This window comes from Micromonospora sp. NPDC049903 (assembly GCF_044460945.1).
Classification (GTDB): domain Bacteria; phylum Actinomycetota; class Actinomycetes; order Mycobacteriales; family Micromonosporaceae; genus Micromonospora.
In genome coordinates this window covers 207,153-225,100 of the sequence record NZ_JBITKL010000001.1, presented here as the reverse complement: position 1 = coordinate 225,100, position 17,948 = coordinate 207,153, and the positions used below count along the sequence as shown (strand labels likewise).

The 17,948-nt window shown below is 71.8% G+C and carries 21 protein-coding genes; 20 read left to right on the top strand and 1 reads right to left on the bottom strand.

Annotated features, from left to right (window positions below; translation table 11 throughout):
* Positions 1–20 precede the first annotated feature (20 nt).
* From ACIBO1_RS01015 to ACIBO1_RS00965, 11 genes are all read left to right on the top strand, one after another.
* A complete protein-coding gene (locus ACIBO1_RS01015; RefSeq protein WP_396740427.1) occupies positions 21–902 on the top strand; it encodes a hypothetical protein in 882 nt (293 codons plus the stop codon).
* Positions 899–1,705: an enoyl-CoA hydratase/isomerase family protein gene (locus ACIBO1_RS01010; RefSeq protein ID WP_396740426.1), complete on the top strand. Its 807-nt coding sequence runs from the start codon at positions 899–901 to the stop codon at positions 1,703–1,705. Before ACIBO1_RS01015 ends, ACIBO1_RS01010 begins: the two co-directional genes overlap by 4 nt.
* Positions 1,686–2,111, top strand: a complete 426-nt coding sequence (locus ACIBO1_RS01005; protein WP_396740424.1) for a hypothetical protein — start codon at positions 1,686–1,688, stop codon at positions 2,109–2,111. Before ACIBO1_RS01010 ends, ACIBO1_RS01005 begins: the two co-directional genes overlap by 20 nt.
* Positions 2,108–3,652 carry a class I adenylate-forming enzyme family protein gene (locus tag ACIBO1_RS01000; RefSeq protein ID WP_396740422.1) on the top strand — a complete coding sequence of 515 codons (1,545 nt, stop codon included), beginning with the start codon at positions 2,108–2,110 and terminating at the stop codon, positions 3,650–3,652. Before ACIBO1_RS01005 ends, ACIBO1_RS01000 begins: the two co-directional genes overlap by 4 nt.
* A gap of 249 nt (positions 3,653–3,901) precedes the next feature.
* Entirely contained in the window at positions 3,902–4,924 is a 1,023-nt protein-coding gene (locus ACIBO1_RS00995; RefSeq protein WP_396740421.1) for an ABC transporter substrate-binding protein, read from the top strand.
* A gap of 29 nt (positions 4,925–4,953) precedes the next feature.
* Complete coding sequence (locus ACIBO1_RS00990; RefSeq protein ID WP_396740419.1) at positions 4,954–5,814, top strand: ABC transporter permease; 861 nt, start codon at positions 4,954–4,956, stop codon at positions 5,812–5,814.
* Positions 5,811–6,635: an ABC transporter ATP-binding protein gene (locus ACIBO1_RS00985; protein ID WP_350698899.1), complete on the top strand. Its 825-nt coding sequence runs from the start codon at positions 5,811–5,813 to the stop codon at positions 6,633–6,635. Before ACIBO1_RS00990 ends, ACIBO1_RS00985 begins: the two co-directional genes overlap by 4 nt.
* Positions 6,632–7,144: a MaoC/PaaZ C-terminal domain-containing protein gene (locus ACIBO1_RS00980; RefSeq protein ID WP_396740417.1), complete on the top strand. Its 513-nt coding sequence runs from the start codon at positions 6,632–6,634 to the stop codon at positions 7,142–7,144. Before ACIBO1_RS00985 ends, ACIBO1_RS00980 begins: the two co-directional genes overlap by 4 nt.
* On the top strand, positions 7,141–7,932 hold the full coding sequence (locus ACIBO1_RS00975) for an enoyl-CoA hydratase/isomerase family protein (RefSeq protein ID WP_396740415.1): 792 nt from the start codon (positions 7,141–7,143) through the stop codon (positions 7,930–7,932). The genes ACIBO1_RS00980 and ACIBO1_RS00975 overlap by 4 nt, the downstream gene beginning before the upstream one ends.
* A complete protein-coding gene (locus ACIBO1_RS00970; RefSeq protein ID WP_396740414.1) occupies positions 7,932–8,864 on the top strand; it encodes a TIGR03564 family F420-dependent LLM class oxidoreductase in 933 nt (310 codons plus the stop codon). Before ACIBO1_RS00975 ends, ACIBO1_RS00970 begins: the two co-directional genes overlap by 1 nt.
* 118 nt (positions 8,865–8,982) lie before the next feature.
* Complete coding sequence (locus tag ACIBO1_RS00965; RefSeq protein WP_223884629.1) at positions 8,983–9,759, top strand: FadR/GntR family transcriptional regulator; 777 nt, start codon at positions 8,983–8,985, stop codon at positions 9,757–9,759.
* A gap of 98 nt (positions 9,760–9,857) precedes the next feature.
* On the opposite strand, the gene ACIBO1_RS00960 is transcribed toward ACIBO1_RS00965, so the two are convergent.
* A complete protein-coding gene (locus tag ACIBO1_RS00960) occupies positions 9,858–9,950 on the bottom strand; it encodes a hypothetical protein (RefSeq protein WP_396741450.1) in 93 nt (30 codons plus the stop codon).
* Here ACIBO1_RS00960 and ACIBO1_RS00955 point away from each other — a divergent pair.
* From ACIBO1_RS00955 to ACIBO1_RS00915, 9 genes are read left to right on the top strand one after another with little or no spacing between them, the layout of a single operon-like run.
* Positions 9,932–10,465: a MaoC family dehydratase gene (locus tag ACIBO1_RS00955; protein WP_131053043.1), complete on the top strand. Its 534-nt coding sequence runs from the start codon at positions 9,932–9,934 to the stop codon at positions 10,463–10,465. The two genes, ACIBO1_RS00960 and ACIBO1_RS00955, sit on opposite strands and share 19 nt — an antisense overlap.
* The gene (locus ACIBO1_RS00950; protein ID WP_396740411.1) at positions 10,462–11,502 is read left to right on the top strand and encodes an LLM class flavin-dependent oxidoreductase; all 1,041 of its coding nucleotides are present in this window, start codon (positions 10,462–10,464) and stop codon (positions 11,500–11,502) included. The genes ACIBO1_RS00955 and ACIBO1_RS00950 overlap by 4 nt, the downstream gene beginning before the upstream one ends.
* Positions 11,499–12,779: a CaiB/BaiF CoA transferase family protein gene (locus tag ACIBO1_RS00945; protein WP_396740409.1), complete on the top strand. Its 1,281-nt coding sequence runs from the start codon at positions 11,499–11,501 to the stop codon at positions 12,777–12,779. The genes ACIBO1_RS00950 and ACIBO1_RS00945 overlap by 4 nt, the downstream gene beginning before the upstream one ends.
* Positions 12,776–14,134 carry an MmgE/PrpD family protein gene (locus ACIBO1_RS00940; protein ID WP_396740407.1) on the top strand — a complete coding sequence of 453 codons (1,359 nt, stop codon included), beginning with the start codon at positions 12,776–12,778 and terminating at the stop codon, positions 14,132–14,134. The genes ACIBO1_RS00945 and ACIBO1_RS00940 overlap by 4 nt, the downstream gene beginning before the upstream one ends.
* 14 nt (positions 14,135–14,148) lie before the next feature.
* The gene (locus tag ACIBO1_RS00935; protein ID WP_396740405.1) at positions 14,149–15,423 is read left to right on the top strand and encodes a RidA family protein; all 1,275 of its coding nucleotides are present in this window, start codon (positions 14,149–14,151) and stop codon (positions 15,421–15,423) included.
* On the top strand, positions 15,420–15,923 hold the full coding sequence (locus tag ACIBO1_RS00930) for a MaoC family dehydratase N-terminal domain-containing protein (RefSeq protein WP_396740403.1): 504 nt from the start codon (positions 15,420–15,422) through the stop codon (positions 15,921–15,923). Before ACIBO1_RS00935 ends, ACIBO1_RS00930 begins: the two co-directional genes overlap by 4 nt.
* Positions 15,920–16,375, top strand: a complete 456-nt coding sequence (locus ACIBO1_RS00925; protein WP_396740401.1) for a MaoC/PaaZ C-terminal domain-containing protein — start codon at positions 15,920–15,922, stop codon at positions 16,373–16,375. The genes ACIBO1_RS00930 and ACIBO1_RS00925 overlap by 4 nt, the downstream gene beginning before the upstream one ends.
* On the top strand, positions 16,372–17,529 hold the full coding sequence (locus ACIBO1_RS00920) for an acetyl-CoA acetyltransferase (protein WP_396740400.1): 1,158 nt from the start codon (positions 16,372–16,374) through the stop codon (positions 17,527–17,529). Before ACIBO1_RS00925 ends, ACIBO1_RS00920 begins: the two co-directional genes overlap by 4 nt.
* Positions 17,529–17,945 carry a Zn-ribbon domain-containing OB-fold protein gene (locus ACIBO1_RS00915; RefSeq protein WP_396740399.1) on the top strand — a complete coding sequence of 139 codons (417 nt, stop codon included), beginning with the start codon at positions 17,529–17,531 and terminating at the stop codon, positions 17,943–17,945. Before ACIBO1_RS00920 ends, ACIBO1_RS00915 begins: the two co-directional genes overlap by 1 nt.
* Positions 17,946–17,948: the final 3 nt, after the last annotated feature.

Sequence of the window (17,948 nt, the reverse complement as noted above, 5' to 3'; positions counted from 1 at the left end):
CGAGAGGTGGAGGAACACAGGTGACAGTGACGATCGTCGACTCCACGACGCTGCCGTGGGTCAACGGCCAGGACGTGTACGACTCGATGGAACCTGCCTTCCGGGACAACTTCGGAGGCGACCCGGAGCAGGTGCGTGACCTGCTGTCCCGGTACTGGATGCGCTCGTTGTGGCTGGACCGTGAGAGCACCCGACGCATCGACCACGTACGGGCCACGCCCGGATACCGCGACCTCAGCGAGGCTTACCACGACAGCGTCGAGGAGTCGTACTTCCTGGGCGGGGTCGCCGAGCTGAGCGCCGAGGGGCGGCTGGTCGAGGGCGACTACTTCTGGCGTCCGCCCGGCTGGGTGCACAAGGCGTGGAGCGACGAGGGCTTCGAGAACATCCTCTGCATGGAGGGGGAGGTCGCCAGCGAGCACAGTGGTCGGGTCTCCCGGGTGGTCTGCCCGGACGACCGGGCCGGCGCACAGGCGCGCGACGGCGGGGACGGCGGAGTCGGGCCACGGGGCTACCAGCGCCGGGTCGAGTCCCGGTTCGTGCCCTGGACGCCGCTGGACGCGCCGTGGTCGGGGGTGGACGCCATCGTGCTCGGCCTGCCGGCCGCGTCCGGCGGGGCCCGGTCCACCACCGGCGAGGCGGTGCCGCTCGGCAAGTCGCTGAGCCACAACGTCGACACCGGCGCCTGTAGCGCCCTGGTCCGCCTGCCGGCCGGCTACGCCGGGGCACCCACCCCGGTGCCCCGGGAACGTTTCCTGGTCACCACCCGGGGCGACCTCGTGGTGGACGGGGTGACGCTCACCCCCTGCTCGTTGCTGCACGTACCCGCCGGTGTCCCGGCGCCGACGCTGACCGCGACGACCGACGTCGAGCTGTTCGTCAAGGTGGGGGAGCGGACATGACGCGGGTGCGGCACACCACCGACGACCAGGTGATGACGGTCGTACTGGACGGCCCGGACTCGATGAACAGCCTCACCCCGGCGGTGATCGCCGGGCTGGACGACGCGCTCGAACAGGCCGAGCAGGACCACAGCCTGCGGGCGGTGGTGGTCACCGGAGCCGGGGAGCGGGCCTTCAGCGTCGGCATGGACATCGACTTCCTGGAGTCGTGCTTCGCCGATCCACAGCGGACGTTCCTGCCGTTCCTGCGGTCGTACCACGCGGTGCTGCGCCGGATCGAGCAGCTCGGCGTACCGGTGATCGCGCGGGTCAACGGCCTGGCGCGGGCCGGTGGGTTCGAACTGATCCTCGCCTGCGACTTCGTGATCGCCGCCGACGAGGCCCGGGTCGGCGACATCCACCTGGAGTTCGGGATGCCGCCGGGCGCCGGGTCGAGCCAGCGGGCCCCGCGCAAGCTCGGCGACCAGCGGGCCAAGGCACTCATGCTCACCCCGACGTGGTTGCGCGGCCCGGAGTTGGTGCAGTGGGGGGTCGCGCTGGCCAGCGCACCCCTGGCCGAGCTGGACGACGAGGTCGGCAAGCTGCTGGCGATGCTGCGCGGGCGCTCCCGGCCCGGACTGGCGATCACCAAGCGGCTGCTCAACTCGGTGCACACGATGACCCTGGAGGAGGGCCTGCGCTACGAGCGCGAGATGTTCTCCCGGCTGCACGAGGAGGTCGACGAGGTGGCCGAGGGCTATCGCGCGTTCGTGGAGAAGCGCCGACCGGTCTGGGGGGACGTCGATGTCCGCACCCTCGCCTGAGCCGTCCGCGACTCCGCAGGTGGTCGTCGACGCGGACCTGGTCGACACGCTGATCGGCCGGGGCGGGTACACCCACCCGCTGTTCCAGCGGGCCGACGGCGACGCCGACGGCCCGCCGTTGCCGGGTCAGGCGGTCGTGCTGCTGCTCGGCGGGCTGGTCGAACAGTCCGGCCTGCTCGACGACGCGATCGCGCTGCTGGAACTGCGTCGGGCACGGTTCCACCGGATGGTCAAGGCCGGCGCGACGCTACGGGTCCGGATCGAACGCGTCGCCAGCCGGGTGACCTCCCGTGGCACGTACGTCGTGGACTTCCGCTGGACCGGGATCGACGCGGACGACGAGCCGGTCGCCGAGGTCGAGGCCGTGATGCTGATGAACGGGGCAGGAAGGGAGGACACCAGGTGAGGGGTGTGCAGCTCAACATGGCGGCCGGCATCCGGGAGTTCGGCCGGGCCACGCCGCACCGGGTGGCGGTGGTCGACGGTGACCGCCAGATCTCCTTCGGCACGTTGGACGAGCGGTCCAGCCGCCTCGCCTCGGCCACTCTGGACCGTGGGCTGCGCCCCGGTGAGCGGATCGCGGTCCTGGCGAACAACCGATACGAGTACTTCGAGATCTCGGCGGCGATGGCCAAGGCCGGTATCCCCACGGTGCCGCTGAACCCCCGCAACAACGTCGGCGACAACGCGTACGTCCTGGACCACGCCTCGGTCCGGGGGATCATCGTGGCGGACGAGCTGGCCGACCGGGTCGACGGGCTCGTCGACGACCTGCACCTGGTGCTCAGCTTCGACGGCGGGGTGGGTGAGCACTACGACACCTTCGTCGCCGCCGGCCGCGCGGTGGACCCGGCGGTGCCGGTGGACGAGATGGACCCGTTCTGCATCACCTACACCTCGGGGACCACCGGGCGGCCCAAGGGCGTGCTGTTGACCCACCGGGGGCGGGTGCTGACCGCCTTCGGCGTCGGGCTCGACTACGGGCTGGGGCCGAACAAGAGCACGATCGCGGTGGCGCCGATGTACCACGGCGCCGGCTTCGAGTTCGCGTACGCGGCGCCGATGCTCGGTGGCTCCTGCACCGTGCTGCCGAGCTGGGACCCGGAACGACTGCTCGACCTGATGGTGAGCAGCCGGGCGGAGACGGTCTTCCTCGTGCCTACGCACGCCCAGCAACTCCGCCGGTTCTGCGAGGATCCGGCGGCCCGCTACGACCTGTCGGCGCTCAAGACGCTCTACTTCAACGCCGCCGCGCTGCCGGTGGCGCTCAAGGAGTGGGTGATCGCGGCGTTCCCAGGGGTCGCGGTGCACGAGTTGTACGGGTCGACCGAGTGCTCCATCGTGACCAACCTGCGGCCGGAGTTCGCCCTGGCCCGGGCCGGCAGCGTCGGTCATCCGTGGTTCTGGAACGAGGTGCGCCTGGTCGGCGAGGACGGTGCCGAGGTGGGGCCGGGCGAGCCGGGTGAGCTGTACGCGCGCTCGCCGTTGCTGCTCACCGGGTATCTCGACGACGAGGAAGCCACGCGGGCCGGGTATGACGCCGACGGGTTCTTCTCGGTGGGTGATGTGGCGGTCCGCGACGAGGAGGGCTTCATCTCCATCGTGGACCGCAAGAAGGACATGATCATCGCGGGCGGGGTGAACATCTTCCCGCGCGAGATCGAAGAGGTCATCGCCCGGCACGAGCCGGTCGACGACGTCGCGGTGATCGGGGTGCCGGACGAGGTGTACGGCGAGCGCGTCGCCGCGTTCGTGGTCGGCCGTCCGGGCCGGCGGGTGGACGTGACCGTGCTGGACGGGTACGTGCGGGAGCACGTCGCCCGGTACAAGGTCCCCCGGGAATGGCATCTGGTGGACCGGTTGCCGCGCAATCCGAGCGGCAAGATCCTCAAGCGCACCATCCGGGACGAGTACGCCGGTCCGCCGGAGCAGAGCCAGACCCGTTAGACCAAAAGTCTGACGTTCCGCGTACCGGTCCACGAACTCCCGGATGCGCGTCTCCTGCCCAGATGGCTCCTGGGTCGACGAGTGCTGTCCAGAAGAGTCGAAATGATCGATGAAGATGTCAGTACTGTAAAACTCTGACTTTTTATAGACTGCCTGCTTGGAGACCGTTATGGTCGCCGTAATCAGGTGTTGATGCGGCCATCGGGCTTCCGCGCCGGGCCGTACGGACTTCGCCATCAGGAGGCCATCGTGTCCCACCTCAATAGCCCCGGTGCCGCCCTCTCCCGCCGTCGCCTGCTCACCGGTTTCGGGGGTGCCCTCGTCGGCAGTGCCCTGCTGACCGCCTGCGGCAGCGACGACGCCGACTCCAGCGCGAACGGCGGACGGACCACCATCCGACTCGCCGGCATCCCCGCCTCCGCCCTCGCGGCCTTCAAGCTCGCCCTCAAGGAGGGCGCGTTCGAGGAGGCCGGCCTCGACATCAGGTACGAGGAGTACGCGGAGTCGGCCGCCGTCTACACCGCCTACCGCGCCGGTCAGGTCGACGGCGGCCTCGGCGGTATCCCCTCCACCGCCAACCTGGTCGCCACCGGCGTGGACCGCAAGGTGGTCTTCGCGCTCCAGCGCACCACCAACGGGATCCTGGTCCGCGCCGACAGCGGCATCGGGTCCATCGCCGATCTCAAGGGCCGCAAGCTCGGTCTCTTCGGCAGCGCCATCGGCTCGTCCACCAACCAGTTCTTCGCGCTCTGCCGCGAGTACCACGGCTTCAACCCGACCACCGACTGTCAGGTCCAGTACGGCGCGCCGAACCTGATGGCCGAACTGCTCGGGCAGGGCGACGTGGACATGGCCCTGGTGATCGACCCGGCCGGCGCGCCCGAGGTGGCCAGCGGGAAGTACCGCTCCCTCGGCGACCTCGGCGTCCTGCTGGAGGAGGCGACCGGGCTCAAGGCGTTCACCGCCGGCTGGGACTTCGCCAGCGAGTTCATCGAGAAGAACCAGGAGGCGGTGCAGGCGTTCGTCGACGTCAACCTGCGCTACCAGACCCGGTTCAACAACGACCAGTCGCTGTGGGACGCCGCGCTGCGCGAGCTCTACGACATCGACGACCAGGCGGTGCTCGACGTGATCTGGAACAGCCAGCGCGGCCGGTTGGTCGAGCAGTGGGGTGACACCGAGAAGCAGCAGGCGGCCCAGTTGCTCACCTTCCTCAGCGAGAACGGTGAGCCCGAGTTCCTGCCCACGGTGCCCGACGGGCTCTTCGCCTGACCACCGGCCCGGCACGAGGAGAGGCACCGATGACCCTGTCCGAAACCACCAAGCCGGCGGCCGTCACGGCCGGCACGGCGGACCGTGGCGCGCCGCCGGGACACGGCGGCGGGCCCGGCGGCCCCCGCCGTCTCCTGCGCAACGGAATCGTGCTGCGGGTGGCCTCCGTGTTCATCCTGCTCGTCATCTGGTGGCTGGGCTCACTCGTCGTCGGTGAGCGCATCCTGCCCACCCCGGGCACGACCGCCTCGGCGCTGGCCGACAGCATGCAGCAGCAGACCTTCTGGACCGACCTCCAGGTCACCATGGTCCGGATCCTCATCGGGTTCGCCGCGTCGATGGCGCTCGGTGTGCTCGTCGGCCTGGTGATGGGGCTGTCCCGGATCGCCGAGGGCCTGCTGGACATCTGGATCGCCGTCGGCCAGACCATCCCCAGCCTCTGCTGGGTGATCGTCGCGTTCATCATGTTCGGGCTCAACGACACCGCCACCGTCGTGGCGATCACGCTGACCTCGTTCCCGATCATCGCGATCAACATGTGGACCGGGGTGAAGGCGATCGATCCCCGGCTCGGGCAGATGGCCCGTACCCTCAACGCCTCGCGTGGCCTGCGGACCCGGGAGGTGACCCTGCCCCAGGTGCTGCCGGCGGTGATGGCGTCGGCCCGCTTCGGGTTCGGCATCGTCTGGAAGGTCGTGGTGATCGCCGAGCTGCTCGGGCGGACCGACGGCATCGGCTACCGGCTGAACTACTGGTTCCAGCTCTTCCGCATGGAGCAGGTCTTCGCACTCACGCTGTTCTTCTCGATCCTGATGGTGGTGCTCGAACTCGCCGTGTTCAAGCCGATCGAGGCGAAGCTGTTCCGTTGGCGTCCGGAGGGAGCCCGATGAGCACCGACGACCGGATCGTCATCAAGGACCTGGTGAAGGGGTTCCACACCCGGCACGGCTTCACCACGGTCATCGACGGGATGGACCTCACCATCGCCGACGGGGAGTTCGTCGCGCTGGTCGGTCCCTCAGGGTGCGGCAAGTCCACCGTGCTGAACATGCTCAGCGGGCTGGACACGGACTTCACCGGCACCGCCGAGATCCGCAGCCGGGCACCAGGGGTGCACTTCAGCTACGTGTTCCAGGAGCCGAGGCTGCTGCCCTGGAAGACCGTGCGGCAGAACGTCGAGTTCGCCCTGAAGGCCACCGGGGTGGACCGGTCCCAGTGGGCCGACCGGGTGCTGCCGGTGCTGCGCCGGGTGGGGCTGGCCGGGTTCGAGAACCACTACCCGCACCAGATCTCCGGCGGTATGCAGCAGCGCACCGCGCTGGCCCGGGCCTTCGTGCTGGACGCGCCGGTGATGCTGATGGACGAGCCGTTCAGCGGGCTCGACGAGTTCACCGCCCGCAGCCTGCGCCAGCTCCTGCTGGAGCTGCGCAGCCAGGAGGAGAGCAAGGCGTTCGTCTTCGTCACGCACAACGTGTTCGAGGCCGCCGTGCTCTCCGACCGGGTGGTGCTGATGTCCAACCGCCCGTCGACGATCCGCCGGGTGGTCGAGGTGGAGGTGCCGCTGCCACGCAGCTACGACGACCCCCGGCTGTTCGAGGTCAGCCGCGAGCTGACCCACGAGATCATCTCGTCGATGGTCAGCACCGACGACGGCGGCCTGGTGGTCGGCGAGGAGCACACCCGGCTGGCCGGACCACAGGCGGCCCGATGAGCGCCCCGGTGGCCGGCCCGCCGCTGACCCCCCGGCTGCCCACGGCGTTCGCCGCCGGTGCGGTGCTGCTGACCCCGGCCCGGACCCTGACCGACGGCGACTTCGCCGCGATCGTCAATGCCTCGTGGGAGAACGGGCCGCTGCACACCGACGTCGAGTACATGCGCGCCACCGGCTTCGGCCGCCCGATCCTCGGCGGTCCGTGCCTGATCGCGATCGCCGCCGGGCTCACCTCCACCACCATGTACGCGGCTTGGAACGCGGCCGGGGTGGACTGCCACGCCGCGCTCGGCATCGACGAGATCCGCTACCTCGGCCCGGTGTACGCCGGGGACACGCTGCGGGTACGGATCGAGGTGTCCCGCTTCGAACCGACCCGGGGCGGCCGGATGTACGTCGGCGCGGTCCACGACGACGTGCGCAACCAGCGCGACGAGACGGTGCTGCGGATGACCCGCTCGTACCTGCTGAGCCCGCTGCCGGCGACCGAGCCGGGCGAGCCGGGATGAGCGGACTGCCCCGGACCACCACGCTCGGTCTGGCCCGCCACGACCGGGTGCTGCTGGTCACCCTGGACCGGCCGCACCGGCTCAACGCGTACGACCGGACCATGGTCGACGAGTTGCGCCGGACCTGGCAGGCGTTCGGCGCCGACGACGGGCTGCACGCGGCCGTGGTCACCGGGGCCGGCGAGCGCGGCTTCTGCACCGGCTTCGACGTCGACGACACCCTCGACGCCGGGGTCACCAGCCCGTCGCTGGACCACGCCGGTCGGGTCGCGTTGACCGCCCGTGACCTGGGGGTGTTCAAGCCGGTGGTGGCCGCGGTGAACGGGCACTGCTGTGCCGGCGGCTGGCACTTCGTCAACGACGCGGACGTGGTGCTCTGCGCCGCGCACGCCACGTTCTTCGACACCCATCACGACGTCGGCCTGGCGAACCCGGTCGAGGCGGTCGGCGCGTTGAGCCGACTGCCGCTCGGCGAGGTGATGCGGATGGTGCTCACCGGGCGGAGCTACCGGATCGACGCCCGTCGGGCGCTCCAACTCGGGCTGGTCACCGAGGTCACGCGCGCGTCGGAACTGACCGACCGGGCGCTGGCGATCGCCACGGAGATCGCCCGGCACCCGCTCGACGTGTTGACCACCACCGTGGAGACGGTCTGGACGGCGGTGCAGGCGCAGCGGGGCGCCGCCGAGGCGTTCGGGCTGGCGATGCTGGCCCGGTCGGACGCCTCGGCGCAGCACCGGGGAGAGGCGATGCGGGAGTTCCGGCACGGCGGCGGGGGAGGGCACTGATGGAGTACGGCATCTTCAGCCACATCGAGCAGATCGACGAGATCGAGCAGCTCCTGCACGGCGCGGAGGCCGACGGAATCGCCAGTGTCTGGTTGACCCAGGGTTTCGGGCACGACGCGCTGACCGTGATCGGGGCGGTCGGGCGCGGTCTGTCGCGGCTGCGGATCGGGACCGCCGTGGTGCCGGTGTACCCGCGCCACGCGATGGCGCTGGCCCAGCAGGCGCTCACCACCAACATGCTGATCGGCGGGCGGCTGGTGCTCGGCGTCGGCCCGTCGCATCCGCAGGTGGTCGAGCCCTGCTGGGGCATGTCGTACGCCCGGCCGGCCCGCTACATGCGTGAGTACCTGACCGCGCTCAACGGGGCGTTGACGCAGCGGGTCCGGTTCTCCGGCGAGGTGGTCACCGCCCGGGGCGACCTGACCATCGCCGGTGACCCGCCGGTGCCGACGGTGATGGTCTCCGCGCTCGGCCCGAAGATGCTGGAACTCGCCGGTGAACTGGCCTCGGGCACGGTGACCTGGATGGTCGGCCCGCGTACGCTGGCGGAGCTGACCGTGCCGGCGATCACCGCGGCGGCGGTCGGGGCGGGTCGGCCGGCACCCGAGGTGGTGGTGACCGCAGCGGTGTGCGTGACCGACGATCCGCGCCGCGCCCGGGCCGCCATCGATCCGGTGCTCGGCTGGTACGACGACAAGCCGTCGTACCGCGCGATGCTCGACCGGGAGGGTTTCGCGCGGGCCAACCAGATGGCGATCGTCGGCGACGCCGCCGAGGTACGGGCGGAGATCGGACGCTACGAGGCGGCCGGGGCGACGACGTTCGCGGCACAGCTCTACGGCACGCCGCAGGAGCGGGCGGCGACCCGTGCCCTGGTCGGCGAGCTGGCCACGGCGTCGGCGTCGGCGGGCGCCACCGGCGCGGACTTTTGAGGTGTCGGAGTCGGCCATGGGTGACGCTGCGCCGAGCATCGGATGGCCTACCGTGGTTGTTCGCGACGAAGCCGCACGCGAGGGTGCGGGGCCGAGGGGATGCGGAGCCGGAGTGACCATGGCCAAGGACGTGACGGGGGCCCAGACTGCCCGGCCGGAGCAGGTGATTCCGGCTGACCGCAAGGGCCCCGAGGTGCTCGGGGTCACCCGGGTGCGCCCGGCTTACCAGCAGGTCGCCGACCAACTCCGGGAGCGGATCCTGGACGGCTCGTTGACGGCGGGTGACCGGTTGCCCACCGAGATCGAGCTGTCCGAAATCTTCGGGGTCAGCCGGAGCACCATCCGGGAGGCGCTGCGGGTGCTGGCCTCCAAGGACCTGATCCGCACCACCCGGGGCACCACCGGTGGCACGTTCGTGGCGCGGGTCCAGTTCGACCAGGTCAGCGAGTACCTGGAGATGAGTCTCGGGCTGATGTCCGGGGCGCGCGACATCACGCTGGACAATCTGCTGGAGGCGCGGGAGAGCCTGGAGGTGCCGGCCGCGGGGCTGGCCGCGCTGCGCCACGCCGACGAGCACCTGACGTTGATGCGCCAGGCGGTGGAGCGGGAGAAACTGACCCGTGCCCGGGGCCGCAAGTTCCGGGAGCACGTGACGTTCCACGGGGTGCTGGTCGAGGCGACCGGCAACCAACTGCTCGGGGTGATGGTCGAGCCGGTGTTCCGGGTGTTGCAGGCGCGGACCGCGGACCGGGACATGCCGGCGGAGTACTGGAGCCAGATCGACGCCGAGCACACCGAGATCTGCGGGTACGTGCAGGCCCGCGACGAGGCCGGTGCGCGCGAGGCGATGCGCGCTCATCTGGGCACCGTGCGGCGGGCCTACGAGCAACGGTGAAAGAAGTGTCACCCTAAAGTTCTGAGTTTTCATCAAGGCGTCCTGCCGAACGGCGGCAGGGCGCCTTTTGGCTTTCCTGTATCAGCAGTCCAGATCGCTTACGGAGCCTTGACACGAAAAAAGTCAGACAAATAAACTAGCCGCAGTTCAGGGCTGTCGAAAGGATCGACCGATGACGGTGCGCCAAGGATGGACCGGACGTTTCTTCGAGGACTTCCAGGTCGGTGACGTCTACCAGCACCCGCTCGGGCGCACCGTCACCGAGACCGACAACACCTGGTTCACCCTGCTGACGATGAACACCAGTCAGATGCACTTCAACGCGGAGTACGCGGCCCGGTCCGAGTTCGGCAGACCGCTCGTCGTCTCGACCCTGACCCTGGCCATCGCGGTCGGGCAGAGCGTCACCGACCTCACCCAGAACGCCTTCGCCAACCTCGGCTGGGACGACATCAGCCTGCCGCACCCGGTGTTCGCCGGAGACACGCTCTACAGCGAGTCACTGGTGCTGGAGAAGCGTGAGTCGGGCTCCCGGCCGCACGCCGGCATCGTCACGGTCCGCACCCGCACGCTCAACCAGGACGGCAAGCAGGTCTGCGCCTTCAAGCGCACCTTCTACGTCTACAAGCGAGGCGCCGAACAGGTCGAGGGGATCTTCCCGGTCGCCGCCACGCCACTGTCCCTTCCGGACGGGGCGGGCGCATGACACTTCGCCTGACGTACCAGCCGTGGGGCGAGACGCTCGCCGAGGTGGCCGACGCCGGCCGGCGGGCCGAGCGGGCCGGCGCCGAGGTGCTCTGGGTCTCCGAGCTGCACCGCAGCGCCACCGGCACGGCCGCCGCGCTGGCCACCGCCACCGGGACCGCCCGGATCGGTACGTGCATCGCGCTCGCCTTCACCCGCAGCCCGATGATCACCGCGCTGGAGGCGCTGGACCTGGACGAACTCTCCGGTGGACGGTTCGTGCTGGGCCTCGGCTCCGGCGTCAAGCGGCTCAACGAGGACTGGCACAACGTGGTGTTCGGCAAGCCCGTGCCGCACATGCGGGAGACCGTCCGCAACATCCGGCACTTCTGGCGTCACTGCACCAGCGGCGATCCGATGCTGCTCGACGGCGAGTACGAGCCGATGCGCATCCGGGGCTACGAGCGCCCCTTCGCGGTGCCGGCCGAGGCGATCCCGGTCTACCTCGCCGCGATGGGGCCGTTGATGACCCGCCTGGCCGGTGAGATCGGCGACGGGTGGATCAGCCACGAACTCTGCTCGCCCCGCTACCTCGCCGAGCAGATCCTGCCCGACCTGACCGTCGGCATCGACCGCGCCGACGGCCGGACCCGAGCCGACCTCGACGTCGTCGTCTCGGCGTGCTGCTCGATCGCCGACGACCGGCAGGTGGCCCGCCGCCGCGCCGCCGGACTGGTCGGCTTCTACGCCACCGTCCGCACCTACGCCGACTTCTTCGCCTTCCACGACCTCGCCGACGACCAGCAGCAGGTCGTCGACGCGTTCCGGGCCGGAGCCGGTGCCGACTACCTGGCCGACGCCGTCAGTGACCGAATGGTCGACGCGCTCACCCTGACCGGTACCCGCGCCGACGTCGCCGACCGGATCGCCGCGTACGACGGGATCGCCGACTCGGTCAAGCTGAGCCCGCCCACCCACGGGCTGCCGGCCGCCGACACCCGAGCCGCCCAGGACGAGATCATCGCCCTGATCGCCGAGTTGACCGGAGCCGCCACATGAGACCCCTGGCCGACATCCGCATCATCGCGATCGAGCAGTACGGCGCCGGACCGTTCGGCACCGTGCACCTCGCCGACCTCGGTGCCGAGGTCATCAAGATCGAGGATCCGCGCGCCGGTGGCGACGTGGGCCGGTACGTCCCGCCGTACGCGCAGGACGAGGACTCGCTCTTCTTCGAGACGTTCAACCGCAACAAGCGCAGTCTCTCGCTGGACCTGAGCACCGACGCCGGCCGGGAGGTGTTCGAGAAGCTGGTCACCGTCTCCGACGTGGTCTACTCCAACCTGCGCGGCGACGTGCCGGCGAAGATGCGCATCCGCTACGACGACCTCAAGCACCTCAACCCCCGGATCGTCTGCGTCTCGCTGACCGGCTTCGGGATGACCGGGCCCCGCCACGCCGAGCCCGGCTACGACTACATCCTCCAGGGCCTGGCCGGCTGGATGGAGCTGACCGGCGAGCCCGACGGCCCGCCGACCAAGTCCGGGCTGTCGCTCGTCGACTTCTCCGGCGGGTTCGTCGCGGCCATCTCGCTGCTCGCCGGGGTGCACGCGGCCCGTCGCGACGGCGTCGGCATGGACTGCGACGTGAGCCTCTACGACACCGCGATCTCGCTGCTCACCTATCCGGCCACCTGGCACCTCAACGCCGGGTTCGCGCCGGTGCGCACCCACCACTCGGCCCACCCCTCGCTGGTGCCGTTCCAGGTGTTCCAGGCCAAGGACGGCTGGATGGTGGTCGGCTGCGCCAAGGAGAAGTTCTGGGCCCGGCTGGCCCGGGTGGTCGGCCACCCGGAGTGGGCCGCCGACGGGTCGCCGTACGCGAACTTCGGTGCCCGGCGGGAGAACCGCGAGGAGTTGCTCTCCGCGCTGGCGGACATCTTCCGGCAACGGACCGTCGACGAGTGGCTGCCCGAGCTGTACGCCGCCGCGATCCCGTGCGGGCCGATCAACGACGTGGGCGCCGCGTTGACCGAGGAGCACACCGCGGCCCGCGACCTGATCGTCACCACCGACCATCCCCGCTTCGGCACCGTGCAGCAGCTCGCCAGCCCGGTCCGGGTCGGTGACGAACCGCCCGCGTACCGCCGGGCGCCACTGCGCAACGAGGACTTCGCCACGGTCACCGGCGACCTGCTCGGACTCGACCCGCAGGCGGTCGCCGTCCTCGCCGAGGCGGGCGCGTTCGGCCCGGCCGGGGACGGCGGCGTGACCGACGACGGTGGGGCGGCCCGTCCGCGTACCGCCGATCCCGGCACGGAGGCGGCCAGCCGATGATCGCGTCCGACCTGGCCGACTGGGCGACCGGCACCGTCGAGCTGCCGGAGCCGGTGCGGCACGCCGCGCTGCGGCACCTGCTCGACGGCCTGGGCACCGCCCTGGCCGGTCGGCGCGCCGGGGTGGTCGATCCGGTGCTGGTGGTCGCCCGCGACCTCGGCGGCCCGGCGGAGGCCACCCCGCTCGGCGGCCGTGCCCGGATTGGGGCCCCGGCCGCCGCGCTGGCCAGCGGCGCCCTGGTGCACGCGCTGGACTTCGACGACACGCACGCCGCCGGTCTGGTGCACGCCACCGCCGTGGTGCTGCCCGCCGCGTTCGCCGTCGGCGAGCAGGTGGGCGCCACCGGGCGACAGGTGCTCACCGCCGCCGTGGTCGGCTACGAGACGGTGTGCCGGGTGGCCGCCGCCGCCCCGCACGGCTTCCACGCCCGTGGCCTGCACGCCACCATGGTCGCCGGGGTCTTCTCGTCCGCGCTGGTCACCGCGCGGCTGCTCGGGCTCGACGCGGCCCGGGCCACCGACGCCCTCGGCATCGCCGGCAGCCAGGCCGGTGGCCTGCTCGCCTTCCTGCACACCGGCGCGTCGACCAAGCAACTGCACCCCGGCTTCGCCTCGCACGCCGGGGTGCTCGCCGCCCGGCTCGCCGCCGCCGGTGCCTCCGGCCCGGCGAACGTCCTCGACGGCCCGCACGGCGTCTTCGACGCCCTGGCCACCGGTCCGGTCGTCCCCGCGTCCATCGTGGACGGGCTCGGCAGCCGGTGGGAGACCACCCGGATCGGCATCAAGCCCTATCCGGCCTGCCAGCTCTCCCACGCCGCGATCGACGCCGCCCGCCAGGCCCGCCGGCAACCCGGCTTTCCCGCCGACCTGGCCGCCGTCACCCGCGTCGACGTCGACGTGCACCCCGACTCGGCACCCACCGTCTGCGGACCCGGCCGGGACCTGGCCCGCCCGGCCACCCCGTACGCGGCGAAGTTCTCGCTGCCGTGGAGCGTCGCCGCGATGCTGCTCGACGGCGATCTGACCACCGCCAGCTACCAGCCCGAGTCGATCGCCCGCGCCGACGTGGCGGCCCTCGCCGACCGGGTGCGCTGGCGGATCGCCGACACCGGTGGGCACGCCGCCGACGCCCCCGGCACCGTCGTGCTCACCCTCGCCGACGGCACGACCGTACGCGGCACGGTGCCGCGCAGCGGTGGTGGACCCGACGCCCCGTTGAGCGACGACGAACTGACCGCCAAGTTCCTGGGCAACGCCGGTGACGTCGGTACGCCCGTCGTCGACCTGGTGCGCCGCCTCGACGACCTCGACAGCCTCGACCCGATCGTGGCGGCTCTGGCCGCCGCCGGCGACTGACCCGGGAGACCCACGTGCCGCTGTCCGCGATCCGCCCCGCCCACTTCCCCTGGTTCCCGTACGACGGGTTCACCTTCTGCCTCGGCCTGGTCGACGGCGACGCGGCCTGGACGTCGGGCCACACCGCCGCCGCGCTCGACCCCGCGCTGGGCCGGATGACCGTCGGCGGTGACATGGCCAGCCAGGCCCGCACCGCGTACCGGAAGGTGCTGGCCATCCTGGAGGCCGCCGGGCACGGTCCGGCCGACGTCACCCGCGTCACCGAGAACATCACCGTCGCCGGCCTCGACGAGTACGCCGTCGCGGCGGCCGTGCGCGCCGAGGTCTTCGGCGACCACCAGCCGGTGGTCCGCACCGTGGTGGTGGAGCGGCTGGTACGCCGGGCCGCGCTGATCGAGGTGGAACTGCACGCGGTGGCCGGTGGCGGGCAGACGCTCGCCGCCAGCGAACCCCGCGCCGCCGGGACCTGGGTGCCGTCACCGGTGCGCGACGGCCACGACGGCGCGGTCTATCTGCCGACCATGCTGCCGCTGGACGCCGCTGGTGAGGTGGTGTACCCCGGCGACTTCGTCGGCCAGTACGCGTACTGCCTGGACCGGGCGCAGGACCTGCTGACCGCCGTCGGGCTGTCCCTGGACGCCGCCGTCACCACCTACGACTACTCCACCCCGGCGACCCGCGACGTCTATCGCAGGACCCACCGGGTCCGCCGCGAACGTCTGGGCGGCGCCGGTGTCTACCCGGGGGCCGGCGGCATCCTGATGAGTCGGCTGCACCACCCCGACGTGCTGGTGGCCATCGACGTCACCGCGTCGCGGCATCCGCTCGAACTGGTCAACCCGGGCTGGTCGCGCTACGACTCGCTGACCTACGCGCCCGGGGTACGCGCCGGCCGGACGCTGTACATGTCGGGCTTCGCCGCCCTGGACATGCAGACCCAGCAGGCGCTGCACCCCGACGACATCGGCGCGCAGGCCGAGGTGACGTACGGCGCGATCCGGCACCTGCTGGCGCACGCCGGGCTGGGCCCGCAGGACCTGGTGGAGACCACCGAGTACTGCGTGGCGTCGGCGATCGGCGACTACCGGGCCGTCGCCGGGGTACGCGAGCGGCTGCTCGGCCCGCCCTGGCCGGCGTCGACCGGGGCGATCTGCGCCGCGCTACTGCGCCCGGAGTTCCTGCTGGAGGTCTTCCCGACCGCCGTCTACCCCGAACCCGCCGAACCCGCCGCATCCACCGAGCCCGCCGCATCCACCGAGCCCACCCAGCCCGCCGGGGGGAGCCGATGAGCCTGTTGACCGACGAGGTGCGGGCGCTGCTGGGCAGTCGCCGGGTCTACACCGCGCCGGAGCCCCTCGGCGCCGCCGCCTGCCGCTACTTCGCCCAGGCGATCGGCGACGACAACCCGATCTATCGCGACGGCGAGTTCGCCCGCGCGCACGGGCTGCCCGGGGTGACCGCGCCACCGACGCTGATCTGCGAGACGGGCCAGTACACCGGGCTGCCGATGGACCGGGACGGCTACGCCGGTCACTCCTGGCACCTGGACGTGCCGGGCACCCGGCAGGTACGCGGCGGAAACGCGTACACCTTCCACCGGCGGGTCCGGCCGTCCGACGTGATCACCGCGACCTGGGAGATCCACGACCTGACCGAGAAGCGCACCCGCGACGGCAAGGACATGTTGATCGTCGGATCCCGGGCCACCTACACCGACCAGGACGGCGACCTGCTCGCCGTGAACGAGGAGACGATCATCCTGGTCGCGATGGACGGTGGGGCCGGATGAGCCCGCGGGTCGGCGACACCCTGCCGGAGCTGCGCCGCACCATCGACCTGGTCGACATGGTGGCCTACGCCGGTGCCACCTGGGACTGGTACCGCCTGCACTACGACCCGGAGTTCGTGGCCGCCGCCCAGGTGCCCGGCCCGGTGGTCGACGGGCAGGTCTTCGGTGCCCTCTTCGTGGAGCTGATCCAGGACACCTTCGGCCCGGCCTGCTTCGTGCACCAGCTCTCCTTCACCTTCCGCAACCTGATGTTCGCCGGGGAGACGGTGCGGTGCACCGGCACCGTGGTCGGGGTCGCGGACGACCGGATCGAGGTCGAGTTGGCCGCCACCATCCTCGCCAGCGACTACGGCCCCGAGCGCCCGGCGGCCCGACCGGCGCGGGCGACCGTGCTGCTCGGCACCGCCGACGGGCCGGGCGCGCCGGCCGGGCCACCGGACGGTGCGAGGTGACCGGGCGCGACCGCGCCACGGTGGCCGTCGTCGGCGTCGCCGAGTCCGACCTGGGCGTCACCACCGCCAGCACCCTGACGTTGCAGACCCAGGCGGTCACCCGGGCCCTCGCCGACGCCGGGCTGACACTCGCGGACGTCGACGGGCTCGCCACCACCGGCATCTCCCGCTTCTCCACCACCTCGCTGGCCGAGCACCTCGGCGTGCGGCCCCGCTGGGTCGACGCCAGCTTCGTCGGCGGCAGTGCCGCGGAGATGATGGTCGCCCGCGCGGTGCAGGCGATCGACGCCGGCCAGGCCGACGTCGTGGTGGTCAGCTTCGCGTCCAACCAGCGCTCGGCGCGCTCCCGCAGCCTCGCCGGAGTGGTCGAGCAGCACACCCCGGAAGCGCAGTTCGAGACGCCGTACGCGCCGTTGTACCCGATCTCGTACTACGCGATGGCGGCGCAGGCGTACCTGCACCGGTACGGCGGCACCCCGGACCAACTCGCCGAGATCGCCGTCGCCGCGCGCGAGTGGGCCCGACTCAATCCGGCCGCGTACCGCCACGACGCGCCGCCGCTGACCGTCGACGAGGTCCGCGCCGCGTCGATGGTCTCCACCCCGTTGACCGTCGCGGACTGCTGCCTGGTCACCGACGGCGGCGGTGCGATCGTGCTGACCAGTGCCGACCGGGCCCGCGACCTGCGGCACACCCCGGTGGCGGTGCTCGGCTACGGGGAACGCTCGTCCACCGCGTCGATGACCGGCGCCGACGACATCCTGGACACCGGAGCACGGGAGGCCGCCGCCGAGGCGTACGCGCGCGCCGGGATCACCCCGGCCGACGTGGACGTGGTGCAGGTGTACGACTCCTTCACCATCACCGCCGCGCTGAGCGTGGAAGCGCTCGGCTTCTGCGGCGAGGGCGAGGTGCTCGACTTCATCGCCGACGGCCGCATCCGGCCGGGCGGCGCCCTACCGCTGGACACCTCCGGCGGCGGCCTGTCCTACTGCCACCCCGGCCAGTTCGGGGTGCTGCTGCTGGTCGAGGCGGTACGCCAGGTGCGCGGCGAGGCCGGTGCCCGGCAGGTGCCGGGTGCCCGGATCGCGGTGGCGCACGGCACCGGCGCGATCCTGTCCACCCACGCCACCGTCGTACTGGGGGTGCGCTGATGAACCCGCCTCCCGAGGTGCCGCCCGCCGACGACCTCACCGAGGGCTGGTGGCAGGCGACCCGTGACCACCGGCTGGTGGTGCAGGAGTGCACCGGCTGCGGGCACCGCCAGCTTCCGCCCCGCGCGGTCTGCACCCGCTGCGGCGCGACCGCCGGTCTGGGGTTCACCGAGGCCGGTGGTGACGGGCAGGTCGACACGTACACGCATGTGCACCGCCCGCCCCGGCGGGACCTGGCCGCTCCGTACACCGTGGCCCGGGTCCGGCTCGCCGAGGGCCCGCTGCTGCTCACCCGGCTCGTCACCGACGACCCCGACGACCTCGACGGCTGGCGGATCGGTGACCGGGTCCGGGTCGACTGGGTCGACCTGCCCGACGGCCGTGCCCTGCCGATCTTCCGCCGCGTACCCCGCTGACGT

Excerpts from the sequence above, each read along its gene's own strand:
- ACIBO1_RS00925 (WP_396740401.1), top strand. The coding sequence starts at position 15,920 with ATGAGCCCGCGGGTCGGCGACACCCTGCCGGAGCTGCGCCGCACCATC.
- ACIBO1_RS00945 (WP_396740409.1), top strand. The coding sequence starts at position 11,499 with ATGAGACCCCTGGCCGACATCCGCATCATCGCGATCGAGCAGTACGGC.
- ACIBO1_RS00950 (WP_396740411.1), top strand. The coding sequence starts at position 10,462 with ATGACACTTCGCCTGACGTACCAGCCGTGGGGCGAGACGCTCGCCGAG.
- ACIBO1_RS00940 (WP_396740407.1), top strand. The coding sequence starts at position 12,776 with ATGATCGCGTCCGACCTGGCCGACTGGGCGACCGGCACCGTCGAGCTG.
- ACIBO1_RS00990 (WP_396740419.1), top strand. The coding sequence starts at position 4,954 with ATGACCCTGTCCGAAACCACCAAGCCGGCGGCCGTCACGGCCGGCACG.
- ACIBO1_RS00980 (WP_396740417.1), top strand. The coding sequence starts at position 6,632 with ATGAGCGCCCCGGTGGCCGGCCCGCCGCTGACCCCCCGGCTGCCCACG.
- ACIBO1_RS00970 (WP_396740414.1), top strand. The coding sequence starts at position 7,932 with ATGGAGTACGGCATCTTCAGCCACATCGAGCAGATCGACGAGATCGAG.
- ACIBO1_RS00955 (WP_131053043.1), top strand. The coding sequence starts at position 9,932 with ATGACGGTGCGCCAAGGATGGACCGGACGTTTCTTCGAGGACTTCCAG.
- ACIBO1_RS00985 (WP_350698899.1), top strand. The coding sequence starts at position 5,811 with ATGAGCACCGACGACCGGATCGTCATCAAGGACCTGGTGAAGGGGTTC.
- ACIBO1_RS00915 (WP_396740399.1), top strand. The coding sequence starts at position 17,529 with ATGAACCCGCCTCCCGAGGTGCCGCCCGCCGACGACCTCACCGAGGGC.
- ACIBO1_RS01010 (WP_396740426.1), top strand. The coding sequence starts at position 899 with ATGACGCGGGTGCGGCACACCACCGACGACCAGGTGATGACGGTCGTA.
- ACIBO1_RS00930 (WP_396740403.1), top strand. The coding sequence starts at position 15,420 with ATGAGCCTGTTGACCGACGAGGTGCGGGCGCTGCTGGGCAGTCGCCGG.
- ACIBO1_RS00965 (WP_223884629.1), top strand. The coding sequence starts at position 8,983 with ATGGCCAAGGACGTGACGGGGGCCCAGACTGCCCGGCCGGAGCAGGTG.
- ACIBO1_RS00975 (WP_396740415.1), top strand. The coding sequence starts at position 7,141 with ATGAGCGGACTGCCCCGGACCACCACGCTCGGTCTGGCCCGCCACGAC.
- ACIBO1_RS01005 (WP_396740424.1), top strand. The coding sequence starts at position 1,686 with ATGTCCGCACCCTCGCCTGAGCCGTCCGCGACTCCGCAGGTGGTCGTC.